This window comes from Providencia sp. LY12, assembly GCF_057621555.1.
Genome location: NZ_CM172594.1, coordinates 3,432,031 through 3,445,476 on the forward strand (window position 1 = coordinate 3,432,031; position 13,446 = coordinate 3,445,476).

The 13,446-nt window shown below is 44.7% G+C and carries 8 protein-coding genes, 2 tRNA genes and 3 rRNA genes; 2 read left to right on the forward strand and 11 right to left on the reverse strand.

Annotation, left to right across the window (positions count from 1 at the left end):
* Positions 1–202: 202 nt before the first annotated feature.
* Complete coding sequence (queD, locus tag ACY3ZI_RS16385; RefSeq protein WP_036955790.1) at positions 203–568, forward strand: 6-carboxytetrahydropterin synthase QueD; 366 nt, start codon at positions 203–205, stop codon at positions 566–568.
* A gap of 53 nt (positions 569–621) precedes the next feature.
* Here queD and queE read toward each other — a convergent pair whose 3' ends face one another.
* Positions 622–1,293 (reverse strand): 7-carboxy-7-deazaguanine synthase QueE, encoded by a 672-nt coding sequence (queE, locus tag ACY3ZI_RS16390; protein WP_187129607.1) that lies wholly within the window; start codon positions 1,291–1,293, stop codon positions 622–624.
* Between the two features lie 177 nt (positions 1,294–1,470).
* Here queE and ACY3ZI_RS16395 point away from each other — a divergent pair, with 177 nt between their 5' ends.
* The gene (locus ACY3ZI_RS16395; RefSeq protein WP_487375532.1) at positions 1,471–2,838 is read left to right on the forward strand and encodes an amino acid permease; all 1,368 of its coding nucleotides are present in this window, start codon (positions 1,471–1,473) and stop codon (positions 2,836–2,838) included.
* 102 nt (positions 2,839–2,940) lie between these two features.
* Here ACY3ZI_RS16395 and megL read toward each other — a convergent pair whose 3' ends face one another.
* The 10 genes from megL to ACY3ZI_RS16445 all read right to left on the reverse strand — a co-directional run bounded on the left by megL (position 2,941) and on the right by ACY3ZI_RS16445 (position 13,351).
* Complete coding sequence (megL, locus tag ACY3ZI_RS16400) at positions 2,941–4,131, reverse strand: methionine gamma-lyase (protein ID WP_487375533.1); 1,191 nt, start codon at positions 4,129–4,131, stop codon at positions 2,941–2,943.
* Between the two features lie 15 nt (positions 4,132–4,146).
* Positions 4,147–4,539, reverse strand: coding sequence for a helical membrane plugin domain-containing protein (locus ACY3ZI_RS16405; RefSeq protein WP_154627625.1), 393 nt, complete (start codon positions 4,537–4,539; stop codon positions 4,147–4,149).
* 13 nt (positions 4,540–4,552) lie between these two features.
* Positions 4,553–5,740: an NAD(P)/FAD-dependent oxidoreductase gene (locus ACY3ZI_RS16410; protein WP_487375534.1), complete on the reverse strand. Its 1,188-nt coding sequence runs from the start codon at positions 5,738–5,740 to the stop codon at positions 4,553–4,555.
* A gap of 243 nt (positions 5,741–5,983) precedes the next feature.
* Complete coding sequence (locus ACY3ZI_RS16415; RefSeq protein WP_487377552.1) at positions 5,984–6,517, reverse strand: DUF1287 domain-containing protein; 534 nt, start codon at positions 6,515–6,517, stop codon at positions 5,984–5,986.
* Positions 6,518–6,633: 116 nt separating this feature from the next.
* On the reverse strand, positions 6,634–7,425 hold the full coding sequence (locus ACY3ZI_RS16420; protein ID WP_487375535.1) for an endonuclease/exonuclease/phosphatase family protein: 792 nt from the start codon (positions 7,423–7,425) through the stop codon (positions 6,634–6,636).
* Positions 7,426–7,968: 543 nt separating this feature from the next.
* Positions 7,969–8,084 (reverse strand): 5S ribosomal RNA (gene rrf / locus ACY3ZI_RS16425).
* Between the two features lie 136 nt (positions 8,085–8,220).
* A 23S ribosomal RNA gene (locus ACY3ZI_RS16430) occupies positions 8,221–11,126 on the reverse strand.
* Positions 11,127–11,460: 334 nt separating this feature from the next.
* Positions 11,461–11,536, reverse strand: a tRNA-Ala gene (locus ACY3ZI_RS16435).
* Between the two features lie 133 nt (positions 11,537–11,669).
* Positions 11,670–11,746: transfer RNA gene (locus tag ACY3ZI_RS16440), tRNA-Ile, on the reverse strand.
* A 65-nt stretch (positions 11,747–11,811) separates the two neighbouring features.
* A 16S ribosomal RNA gene (locus ACY3ZI_RS16445) occupies positions 11,812–13,351 on the reverse strand.
* Together the 16S, 23S and 5S rRNA genes with 2 tRNA genes alongside form the textbook arrangement of a ribosomal RNA operon.
* Positions 13,352–13,446 lie beyond the last annotated feature (95 nt).

Below are 13,446 nucleotides of genomic sequence, written 5' to 3' on the forward strand. Positions count from 1 at the left end.
CTATCCCAAATGAAGATAAAGGTTATAACAGCCATAACTAGGAAGATAAGAAACTATAGCCATAACTAATAGCTAAAAATCCTAAAGAAAATATTCGATGATGAATATCGAATAAAAAGATTAGCCAGAAATCGATAAATAACGACATTTTGAGTAAAAATAACAGTAGAATACGCTACTAAACATTAGTAAGGAGAAATTTATGAGCACAACCATCTACAAAGATTTTCACTTTGAAGCAGCCCACCGCCTTCCTCATGTACCCGAGGGGCATAAATGTGGTCGCCTGCATGGGCACTCTTTCATGGTGCGCTTAGAAATCACGGGTGAAATTGATGCGCATACGGGATGGATCATGGATTTTGCTGATGTGAAAAGCGCCTTTAAACCTATCTATGAGCGTCTAGACCATCACTATTTAAATGAGATTGAAGGGTTAGAAAACCCAACCAGTGAAGTACTTGCTCGCTGGATTTGGCAGCAAACCAAGCCACTGTTGCCACTATTAAGCGCCATTACGGTTAAAGAAACCTGCAATGCAGGCTGCGTGTATCGCGGAGAAGCCTGAACCAAATAGGTGCTGAGCTGTAAGTTATCACCTACAGCTCAAAGACATAATGATTACTGAATATTCAGATATTTATGGGTTTGAATGGATAGCCGCCAGTTGCGTTGAATGCAGGTATCGATACATAACTTCGTCGCTGACACTTTTTGGCTAATAGGCTGAAGCGCCACAATCGGTGGCTCACCCTGAGTTCGCAAAGATAATAGCTGATCAAGGGCTTCAATATCCTTTTCACGCGCTACAGGATGCTTGATTTCATTGGCACGATTAATCGCCTGTTCGAGTACTTGCAATCCACCTTTCATACCCACTTTCGGCGAGACAGTGACCCAGGTATTTTCAGTGCAGATGATTGGGTAAGTGCCGCTGGTTTCAATCTGGCATTGAAACCCATTCGCTTCAAGGGATTGCGTTAAGTTCGTTAAATCATAAATGCACGGCTCTCCACCCGTTATCACAATGTGTTTTGCGGTATAGCCGTTTTGTTGCATCAGTTGGATTAAGCTTTCGGCATCGGACATTGCCCATAAATCACTGTCTTGTGTTTTTAATGCAATATCACCCAATGTGGATTCCTTCGCGGGCTCTTTGTCCCAGGTCTGTTTGGTATCGCACCAACTACAGCCAACTGGACAGCCTTGCAAACGAATAAAAACAGCAGGGACGCCAGTAAAAACACCTTCCCCCTGTAAAGTTTGGAAGATTTCATTAATTGGGTATTTCATATTGCTCCTAGAAGATTCCATTTGGCGCATATTATATTGCAGATATCTATCTCGCGGGCAATGCACTTTGTGATAATGTAGTCACCCTGCGTTCAGGAAAGTACGTCAACTCAAACAACGAAACCGAAACAATATTCGGTACAATATTTCGAAATAAAGTCAATGACAGGAAAAGACATGCAAAGTAGTGAACAAAATCAACTCAGAAAGGGGCTGAGTGTCCGGCACATTCGCTTTATGGCCTTAGGGTCAGCGATTGGTACTGGGCTATTCTACGGTTCTGCGTCTGCGATTCAGGCAGCAGGTCCCGCAGTGTTACTAGCCTACATGCTAGGTGGTGCCGCCGTATTTATGGTGATGCGCGCTCTCGGCGAAATGGCGGTTCATCATCCAGTCCCAGGTTCATTCTCTCACTACGCAAGCCATTATATGGGTCCTCTAGCGGGTTTTTTAACCGGCTGGAACTACGTATTTGAAATGCTGGTGGTCTGTTTAGCCGATATTACCGCCTTCGGGATGTATATGGGCTTCTGGTTCCCGCATGTCGACCAATGGGTATGGGTATTGAGTATCGTGCTATTTATTAGCGCCCTCAATCTTTGCCACGTTAAGATTTTCGGTGAAATGGAATTCTGGCTATCAATTATTAAAGTCAGCGCCATTATTGCCATGATTGTAGGCGGTGCCTTCTTGATGATCTACGGTTTTGGTCAAGAAACTAACCATGAAGTGGGTATCCAAAACTTATGGGAGCATGGCGGCTTTATGCCAAATGGCATTGAAGGGGTGATTGCCTCTCTCGCAATAGTGATGTTTGCTTTTGGTGGGATTGAGGTGATTGGTATCACGGCAAGTGAAGCGCAAAATCCTGAAAAAACCATTCCGAAAGCTATCAATGCGGTGCCTATCCGTATCCTATTATTCTATGGATTAACACTGTTTATCCTGATGTGTATCTACCCATGGAATCAAATCGGTCAAAACGGTAGTCCGTTTGTCCAAATCTTCGATAGTTTAGGTATTCAATCCGCAGCCAATATCCTGAATATCGTGGTGATCACAGCTGCAATTTCCGCTATCAACAGTGATATTTTTGGCGCAGGTCGCATGATGTATGGTATGGCTCAAGATGGGCAAGCACCGAAAGTCTTTACTAAACTGACCAAAAGCGGTGTGCCATGGGTAACAGTGCTGGTGATGTCCGTGGTGATGTTATTAGGGGTTTACCTAAACTACCTGTTACCTGAAAAAATCTTCGTGATTATCGCGTCAATTGCGACCTTCGCAACGGTATGGGTCTGGTTAATGATCTTACTGTCTCAAGTAGCAATGCGCCGTAAAATGAGCCAAGAAGAAGTCAAAAAGCTGAAATTCCCAGTACCTTTCTGGCCTGTGGGACCTGCAATCACTATCGCATTTATGGTGTTTGTTATCGCTTTATTAGGCTTCTTTAAAGATACGCAAGTGGCGCTGATCGTAGGCTTTGTGTGGGTGGCTTTACTCAGTATCACTTTCTTTGCGATGCGTTATTACCAAAAACGTTGATCCCTTTTCATTAAGAGATCAATAAAACAGCCCTACATCGAACAGATCTAGGGCTGTTTTTTTAATGATTTTTGATTTTATGGAACCGTTAGTTCTACTACATCACGCTGACGCAAGCGCCTGTTCAATATCTGCAATTAACTCATCGACATTTTCTAAACCAATAGATAGTCGAATCAGCCCATCACTAATGCCATATTGCAGCCTTTCTTCCGGTGTATAGGTCGAATGGGTCATACTGGCAGGATGCTGCGCCAATGACTCGCAATCTCCCAAACTCACCGCCCTAGAGAACAGCGTTAAATGGTTTAAGAACCGCTTGCCTGCTTCCAGCCCCCCTTTTAGCTCAAATGCAATCATGCCTCCGGCTAATTTCATCTGCTTTTGAGCTAAATGGTACTGCTCAAAACTCGGCAAACCCGGGTACATAATGGTAGCGACTTTTGGGTTCACTTCTAAATATTCAGCAATTTTCTGTGTGCTCTGGACTATCCTCTCCATACGAACAGACAAGGTTTTCATCCCTCGAATAATCAGGTTAGCGTCATGAGGAGATAAACATGCTCCCGTCATATCTTTCAACCCCACTAATCGAATCAGTTTTGCGCACTCTGCCGTTGTGGCTACCGCTCCCCCCATAGCATCCCCATGACCATTCATGTACTTGGTCAACGAGTGCAGCACAATATCCGCCCCCAATGTCAGTGGTGTTTGAATATACGGCGTGCAATAGGTGTTATCGACTGCCACTAAGATATTATGTCGATGAGCAATTTCGCTCACCGCCGCAATGTCCACCAAACGCATATTCGGGTTAGCAGGCGACTCAAAGAATATCATGCGCGTATTTTCCGTAATGGCCTGCGCGACACTCTCAGGGTCACTCATATCAATGTGCTTAACTTTCACACCAAATCGAGCTAATCCATGATGAAAAAAGGCATAAGTACAGCCATATACGGTTAAGTCGACTAACAGTTCATCACCCGGATTTAGTAATGTCCAAAATGTTGCTGTGATTGCGCCCATTCCTGACGAGAACACAATTGCTGCCTCTCCCTCTTCGAGAGAGGCAATTCTATTTTCTAATAGATTTAATGTTGGGTTATTAATTCGGGTATAAATATAGCCATCTTTTTCACCACTAAAACAAGCAGCCCCCTCTTCGACACTTTTAAATACATAAGTCGATGTTTGATAAATTGGCGATGCCAATGAACCTAAATGATCTTGTGCATTATAGTGACTATGAATTGCCCGTGTTTCGAAAGAACGTTTTATATCTAAACTCATACCACCTCCGAAAAATTACCCTCCTTGGGATTGAGATAATCGAGAACCGACAATTTGCATTGTTCGCAAAAGCGTCGTAATTCCACGCAATGTATTTGGATCTTTTAATAATCCATACACTGAGCGAAAGTTAGGATTTTTACTATCATGTATTCCTTCCATTTTTGCCATATTGTAGGCAGTACCTAATTCCCATACAGGCACTAAAGTATCTTCAAAAGAATTTGATAATCGTTCTACTGTACTGTTATCTAATATATCGACAAGGTCAGACACTAGTGAAAGCAGATCCACAATATTATCTAAGCGATTTAAATGTAATAACGGCGCTAATTTTTCAGCAAGATGATTACCGGATTCTGAACTTAATAGTTCAACCAGTTTACTTTGACTTTCATTATTCGACATTTTTGATTCCTTATTAAACTAAGCCACGGATTGCTGCCCAATAAATACCTCTATTGAAGCCATTTCTTAGTAATCCACCGAGCTTTGTTGGCGGAGTCGGAATAACATCGTGCTTGTAATCGTATTGCAAAGGCATACCCGCTGTTAATCCCATTTGAGCAACAGCTTGTACTCGACCATCATAAATAGCCGCTGGGTAACCATAAATTAACTCACCACAAATATTATCAGCAATAATTGCAGCTTGGTTATGGCAGCTCCCCCCGGCTTTACTAATTGGTAAATCAACTGTATCACCAATAACATAAACACCTTCAACACCATAGACTTGCATAGTTTCATGGTCAGTCGGTAACCAACCTTCACCATTATTGTGTTCACTTAATCCGGTATTTACGACCGCCTCTACTGCGGTAATAGGTGGAGTGCTAATTAATAAATCGAAAGGCTGCTCATCACCTTCTTTGGAATAAGCTAATTTCTTATCTGGGTCGACTTTATTTAAAGTAAACCCTCTTTGAGCTTTAATATTTCGAGATACAAACACTTCAGGAATGACTTCGCAAACCGGCTGTTGCATGAATAAACAATTACGCAGTAATTGTGCAACCGTTGGATAGGTATAAACAATTTCAATATTATCTCTAACTCGACGTTTACGTAAAAACTCATCAATCATGAGTGTTGTTTCCATCGGCGCTATACCACACTGATGGGGAACGTTTGGTGTTTCAGGAAATGAAACGGTAATAAAAATACGACCTTTTTCAATCTTAGATAATTGATCGGCTAATTTACGCGAGGCATCATAGGCATAAAAATGGTTACCCATTTCCTTTAATCCTTCAATACGCTCAGGTCTAGGGATACACCCTGTGGCAACGACTAAATAGTCATAGTGATATTTTTTATTATTTCTTGAGTATAATTCTTTATTTTTAAAATCAAATGAGTCAACTTTATCAATGACTAATTCAATTTCTGGTCTTAATAATTCACGCTCAGGTCGGCTTAGTTCTTCTTTAAAGAACATATTAAAAGCCACATACATAAATGCAGGTTTATAATAATGTATCGGATTATCTGTTATTAACGTTATTTTTATTTTTTGAGAAAAAATGTCTTTATTAAGTTTTCTAGCCAAAATATTAGCTAACATGGTACCGCCAGTACCACCACCCACAATAACTATATTTTTCATGATTTAAAATCCTTAAGAAATAAAACAGCTCGATAAATAAAACCTGTTCATCGCCGTGCTTTACACTTAGTAAATATAGTTTAATACCAATAACAACCAATACAATAAATTGCATATAATTCGAAAATTAACAAAAAAAATTAATCACTTTGAGATATTAAAGTACTTTCTCCGGTAAAAGAAAAGTGACTCATTCATAAATGATAAAATAAAATTCCATTACAACTCATTGAAATAAAAATATTAATATGAATAATGCCCAACTATCTTCCATTTAAACAAGACGGCCTCAGCGACTTGTCCATATCCAATATTGTGCATCACTAAGTAATAATGGCTATTCGATGCTTTGATGGATGTCACAATTCCTATATGTGGACGACCGTTATCTAAACGCCATGAAACAATATCGCCGGGCAAATAATCCTCCCCTTTTAACGTAATAGGTTTAACAGTACCTTTTCGAGCAAAAAAGGTTTCTAAGTTAGGAACTCGCCGATGATCAATATTGGTATCAGGCTTACGAAGCCCCCACATTTTTTGGCTTGGATACTGGCTAAAGTTTTTCTTTATATCTTCATGAAGCTGTTTTTGAAGATCAATACCCAGCTTACGATAACTGCGTATCACAACATCAGAACAGACACCATAATGGCTGGGAACATCCCCATTGGGGTAATCTATCTGGCGATAAGATGAATCATAAACAACAAGGCGAGGTAATTGTTCGGCTTGTTTTGCCAACTCAAGGTTACTTTTTCCTAATGCATAGGGCATGCAAAATAGTAAAGCGATAGATAGTAATCGTTTCAAGGTATGAATCCCCATAAAATAGAGAATAAAATCTACAATAATTACAGGGATAAATAAGGTGGGATAATCTTAAAAAGGTATTAATTAGTTAATTTAAATTGGGTAATGATAGGATTATGATCTGACGCATCTGTCTGTAATACGTGGCTTTCCTTCAGTTTTAAGCCGCGGTAAAACATAAAGTCTAATGGACGACCAAACGCTTTTGTTCGTAAATCTAAATCGTAGAGAACTTCCTTCAAGCCAACTGAACGAATAAAGCGTTTCAATGCATTTACTCGCTGACGGCTCCATGCATTAAAGTCCCCCGCGAGAATAACGGGACCGACATGTTTACTAATGTGAGAACCTAACTTACTCAATTGCTTTCTATACACATCAACACCAAAACTAAAGTTAATGGCATGTACGTTAGCGACCATTAAATGCTTGCCATTAGGCAATGGATAAACCGTGATCAAAGCCGATTTCGCTAAACGTAATAGCGGCTCTTTTTCTCGTAATGGACAACAATAAATAGGGTGAGCTGTCGCGAGAGTCATTACCCCTGATGGATGAGGAGAAAAAGGTAAGGCAGGGACTTGATCAGCAATGAGTTGATGAGATGCCGCAAAATTAACTAACTCTGGGGACATTTGAGCTTCTTGAAGCAAGAGTAATTTCTTTTCTTTGACGAGCTCTGCTAACGTAGATTTCCAATTGGGTCGCTGCTGCTTATAAATATTCCAGCTAACCACATCAAGTGTTTCACCCGCAGGAAACAGAGGAAGACCAATAGGAAGAGAATCACCTAGCATATGGATTGGCATAGGCTGAATACGTTTTGCAGGCTCGCCCGCAATGTACCGAACAGAATAGGTTCTTTTAGCCACGTACCGGATTCCCTACGAAATTGATAACAACAGTATTATTGGTAACAACAGTATTGCTGCCGACTATGCTAGTTTAGCATTGGTTTGACTGACTCACGTACAGTATATCAAATATCTTACCGGTAATCTTACGGAACTTATTATTCCTTTTTGTGACCTTTCTAAGCCAGTCTGACTATCTCCATCAAATTCTCTATCATTCACCGTGATAAATATGCTAGATAATGGCTTAAAAAAGGAAAAAGGTGCGCGTAATAGAGACATTATTTGCTGTTTGATTAGGGCACAAAGCAGGTAAAATCCATATGACGGTCAATTTTCACTCAATATGTAAGATAACTTCATTACTGACAATGATTATTGATAATGAAAGCTCCGTTTATGGCGCGGGAGGCCTGAGAATATTCGATATTTTTGGGCAGTTAGCGAGTTAGCATCCCCGATTTACTCATGGTAAGGTAGTTTATGATATACCTTTCGGCGATTTCCATTTCCCCAAACGCAAAAAAGCCACCCAATGGGTGGCTTCTCGGCTAATTTAATGTCTGGCAGTTCCCTACTCTCACATGGGGAGACCCCACACTACCATCGGCGCTACGGCGTTTCACTGCTGAGTTCGGCATGGGGTCAGGTGGGACCACCGCGCTATTGCCGCCAGACAAATTCTGTTTATTCCCGTTTAAGTCTTCTCTTAAACCAGAATATCAATCTTGAACAAGCTGTGTGTCTACCTTCCGGTTTCCACTCTCATTGAATCAACTCAATCTCTCTTCTCGAAAACACCTTCGGTGTTGTCAGGTTAAGCCTCACGGTTCATTAGTATTGGTTAGCTCAACGTATCGCTACGCTTACACACCCAACCTATCAACGTCTTAGTCTTAAACGTTCCTTTAGGACCCTTAAAGGGTCAGGGAAGACTCATCTCAAGGCAAGTTTCCCGCTTAGATGCTTTCAGCGGTTATCTCTTCCGCACTTAGCTACCGGGCAATGCCATTGGCATGACAACCCGAACACCAGTGGTGCGTCCACTCCGGTCCTCTCGTACTAGGAGCAGCCCCTTTCAATCTTCCAACGCCCACGGCAGATAGGGACCGAACTGTCTCACGACGTTCTAAACCCAGCTCGCGTACCACTTTAAACGGCGAACAGCCGTACCCTTGGGACCTACTTCAGCCCCAGGATGTGATGAGCCGACATCGAGGTGCCAAACACCGCCGTCGATATGAACTCTTGGGCGGTATCAGCCTGTTATCCCCGGAGTACCTTTTATCCGTTGAGCGATGGCCCTTCCATACAGAACCACCGGATCACTAAGACCTACTTTCGTACCTGCTCGAGCCGTCACTCTCGCAGTCAAGCTGGCTTATGCCTTTGCACTAACCGCATGATGTCCGACCATGCTTAGCCAACCTTCGTGCTCCTCCGTTACTCTTTGGGAGGAGACCGCCCCAGTCAAACTACCCACCAGACACTGTCCGCACCCCGGATTACGGGGCTACGTTAGAACATCAAACATTAAAGGGTGGTATTTCAAGGTTGGCTCCACGCAGACTGGCGTCCACGCTTCAAAGCCTCCCACCTATCCTACACATCAAGGCTCAATGTTCAGTGTCAAGCTATAGTAAAGGTTCACGGGGTCTTTCCGTCTTGCCGCGGGTACACTGCATCTTCACAGCGAGTTCAATTTCACTGAGTCTCGGGTGGAGACAGCCTGGCCATCATTACGCCATTCGTGCAGGTCGGAACTTACCCGACAAGGAATTTCGCTACCTTAGGACCGTTATAGTTACGGCCGCCGTTTACTGGGGCTTCGATCAAGAGCTTCTCCTTACGGATAACCCCATCAATTAACCTTCCAGCACCGGGCAGGCGTCACACCGTATACGTCCACTTTCGTGTTTGCACAGTGCTGTGTTTTTAATAAACAGTTGCAGCCAGCTGGTATCTGCGACTGGCTTCAGCTCCATGGGTAAACCACTTCACCTAATGCCAGCGTGCCTTCTCCCGAAGTTACGGCACCATTTTGCCTAGTTCCTTCACCCGAGTTCTCTCAAGCGCCTGAGTATTCTCTACCTGACCACCTGTGTCGGTTTGGGGTACGATTAATGATAATCTAGAGCTTAGAGGCTTTTCCTGGAAGCGGGGTATGAGCTACTTCGCCACCGTAGTGACTCGTCATCAGACCTCAGCATATAGTGAACCGGATTTGCCTAATTCACCTGCCTACATCCTTAAACCGGGACAACCGTCGCCCGGCCAGCCTAACCTTCTCCGTCCCCCCATCGCAATTATCACCAGTACGGGAATATTAACCCGTTTCCCATCGACTACGCATTTCTGCCTCGCCTTAGGGGTCGACTCACCCTGCCCCGATTAACGTTGGACAGGAACCCTTGGTCTTCCGGCGTGCGGGTTTTTCACCCGCATTATCGTTACTTATGTCAGCATTCGCACTTCTGATACCTCCAGCATGCCTCACAGCACACCTTCACAGGCTTACAGAACGCTCCCCTACCCAACAATATTTACATATCGCTGCCGCAGCTTCGGTGCATAGTTTAGCCCCGTTACATCTTCCGCGCAGGCCGACTCGACCAGTGAGCTATTACGCTTTCTTTAAATGATGGCTGCTTCTAAGCCAACATCCTGGCTGTCTGAGCCTTCCCACTTCGTTTCCCACTTAACTATGACTTTGGGACCTTAGCTGGCGGTCTGGGTTGTTTCCCTCTTCACGACGAACGTTAGCACCCGCCGTGTGTCTCCCGTGATAACATTCTTCGGTATTCGTAGTTTGCATCGAGTTGGTAAGTCGGGATGACCCCCTAGTCGAAACAGTGCTCTACCCCCGAAGATGAGTTCACGAGGCGCTACCTAAATAGCTTTCGGGGAGAACCAGCTATCTCCCGGTTTGATTGGCCTTTCACCCCCAGCCACAAGTCATCCGCTAATTTTTCAACATTAGTCGGTTCGGTCCTCCAGTTAGTGTTACCCAACCTTCAACCTGCCCATGGCTAGATCACCGGGTTTCGGGTCTATACCCTGCAACTCATTCGCCCAGTTAAGACTCGGTTTCCCTACGGCTCCCCTATACGGTTAACCTTGCTACAGAATATAAGTCGCTGACCCATTATACAAAAGGTACGCAGTCACACCACAAGGGTGCTCCCACTGCTTGTACGTACACGGTTTCAGGTTCTATTTCACTCCCCTCGCCGGGGTTCTTTTCGCCTTTCCCTCACGGTACTGGTTCACTATCGGTCAATCAGGAGTATTTAGCCTTGGAGGATGGTCCCCCCATATTCAGACAGGATAACACGTGTCCCGCCCTACTCGTCGAGTTCACAACACTAACACCTTCGGATACGGGGCTATCACCCTTTACTGCCGGCCTTTCCAGACCGTTCTCCTGATGCTAATGCTGATTAAGACTCTGGGCTGCTCCCCGTTCGCTCGCCGCTACTAGGGGAATCTCGGTTGATTTCTTTTCCTCGAGGTACTGAGATGTTTCAGTTCCCTCGGTTCGCTTCGTTTGACTATGTATTCATCAAACGATAGTGCAACGAATTGCACTGGGTTTCCCCATTCGGAAATCGTCGGTTATAACGGTTCATATCACCTTACCGACGCTTATCGCAGATTAGCACGTCCTTCATCGCCTCTGATTGCCTAGGCATCCACCGTGTACGCTTAGTCGCTTAACCTCACAACCCGAAGGTGTCTTTTTATCAGACGACACGCAACGTCATGGCTGTGCGTGGTGAACTTCTTCGTTGGGCAGGGTTCGCAATGCTCACGTACTTATGTACGCTGCGCTTGCTGCACGCTGTCCACCTTGAATTTCACACTGATCGCTCATGCCACTCGCTTGTGTGTTTGAAAAACACGTTCAAGTTGAGATTTTTGAGAGACTCTCACATTGTTTAAGCGATAAACAATGTGCGTTGTTTTCAATTTTCAGCTTGTTCCAGATTGTTAAAGAGCATAATTATTCGCAATAGACTATTTCTAATCTATTCTGAATAATCAGAAAGTTTATGGTGGAGCTAAGCGGGATCGAACCGCTGACCTCCTGCGTGCAAGGCAGGCGCTCTCCCAGCTGAGCTATAGCCCCATAAAGGTAATTCCAGTATCGATTCTCTCACTAAGAAAGAATTTTGAGTTAAATCGAATTTAGGCAAGGCATAACTTGGCGACGTTTACGTCTGGTAAACGAGCTGAGTTATAACGAAGCATCAATTCGATTTTGGTAGGCCTGAGTGGACTTGAACCACCGACCTCACCCTTATCAGGGGTGCGCTCTAACCACCTGAGCTACAAGCCTATCGATACCGTTACTCTATTTCATCAGACAATCTGTGTGAGCACTTCACAAGTACACTTCAATGGTAAGGAGGTGATCCAACCGCAGGTTCCCCTACGGTTACCTTGTTACGACTTCACCCCAGTCATGAATCACAAAGTGGTAAGCGCCCTCCCGAAGGTTAAGCTACCTACTTCTTTTGCAACCCACTCCCATGGTGTGACGGGCGGTGTGTACAAGGCCCGGGAACGTATTCACCGTAGCATTCTGATCTACGATTACTAGCGATTCCGACTTCATGGAGTCGAGTTGCAGACTCCAATCCGGACTACGACGTACTTTATGAGTTCCGCTTGCTCTCGCGAGGTCGCTTCTCTTTGTATACGCCATTGTAGCACGTGTGTAGCCCTACTCGTAAGGGCCATGATGACTTGACGTCATCCCCACCTTCCTCCGGTTTATCACCGGCAGTCTCCTTTGAGTTCCCGACCGAATCGCTGGCAACAAAGGATAAGGGTTGCGCTCGTTGCGGGACTTAACCCAACATTTCACAACACGAGCTGACGACAGCCATGCAGCACCTGTCTCAGAGTTCCCGAAGGCACCAAAGCATCTCTGCTAAGTTCTCTGGATGTCAAGAGTAGGTAAGGTTCTTCGCGTTGCATCGAATTAAACCACATGCTCCACCGCTTGTGCGGGCCCCCGTCAATTCATTTGAGTTTTAACCTTGCGGCCGTACTCCCCAGGCGGTCGATTTAACGCGTTAGCTCCGGAAGCCACTCCTCAAGGGAACAACCTCCAAATCGACATCGTTTACAGCGTGGACTACCAGGGTATCTAATCCTGTTTGCTCCCCACGCTTTCGCACCTGAGCGTCAGTCTTTGTCCAGGGGGCCGCCTTCGCCACCGGTATTCCTCCACATCTCTACGCATTTCACCGCTACACATGGAATTCTACCCCCCTCTACAAGACTCTAGCTGACCAGTCTTAGATGCCATTCCCAGGTTAAGCCCGGGGATTTCACATCTAACTTAATCAACCGCCTGCGTGCGCTTTACGCCCAGTAATTCCGATTAACGCTTGCACCCTCCGTATTACCGCGGCTGCTGGCACGGAGTTAGCCGGTGCTTCTTCTGTTGGTAACGTCAATCGCTGATGATATTAGCATCAGCGCCTTCCTCCCAACTGAAAGTACTTTACAACCCTAAGGCCTTCTTCATACACGCGGCATGGCTGCATCAGGCTTGCGCCCATTGTGCAATATTCCCCACTGCTGCCTCCCGTAGGAGTCTGGGCCGTGTCTCAGTCCCAGTGTGGCTGATCATCCTCTCAGACCAGCTAGGGATCGTCGCCTTGGTGAGCCATTACCTCACCAACTAGCTAATCCCATATGGGTTCATCCGATAGCGCAAGGACCGAAGTTCCCCTGCTTTGCTCCTAAGAGATTATGCGGTATTAGCTACCGTTTCCAGTAGTTATCCCCCTCTATCGGGCAGATCCCCATACATTACTCACCCGTCCGCCGCTCGTCAGCGAGAAGCAAGCTCCTCCTGTTACCGCTCGACTTGCATGTGTTAGGCCTGCCGCCAGCGTTCAATCTGAGCCATGATCAAACTCTTCAATTAAAAAGCTTGATGCTCAAAGAATGTTTACTGTCGTTTGATTTCCGAAGAAACCAAATCACCTATTAGTTCATATATATGAATTAACGTGTTAGTCA

What these genes read in the sequence shown, in the direction of transcription:
- queD (WP_036955790.1), top strand. Translation starts at nt 203, where the DNA reads ATGAGCACAACCATCTACAAAGATTTTCACTTTGAAGCAGCCCACCGC.
- queE (WP_187129607.1), bottom strand. Translation starts at nt 1,293, where the DNA reads ATGAAATACCCAATTAATGAAATCTTCCAAACTTTACAGGGGGAAGGT.
- ACY3ZI_RS16395 (WP_487375532.1), top strand. Translation starts at nt 1,471, where the DNA reads ATGCAAAGTAGTGAACAAAATCAACTCAGAAAGGGGCTGAGTGTCCGG.
- megL (WP_487375533.1), bottom strand. Translation starts at nt 4,131, where the DNA reads ATGAGTTTAGATATAAAACGTTCTTTCGAAACACGGGCAATTCATAGT.
- ACY3ZI_RS16405 (WP_154627625.1), bottom strand. Translation starts at nt 4,539, where the DNA reads ATGTCGAATAATGAAAGTCAAAGTAAACTGGTTGAACTATTAAGTTCA.
- ACY3ZI_RS16410 (WP_487375534.1), bottom strand. Translation starts at nt 5,740, where the DNA reads ATGAAAAATATAGTTATTGTGGGTGGTGGTACTGGCGGTACCATGTTA.
- ACY3ZI_RS16415 (WP_487377552.1), bottom strand. Translation starts at nt 6,517, where the DNA reads ATGCCCTATGCATTAGGAAAAAGTAACCTTGAGTTGGCAAAACAAGCC.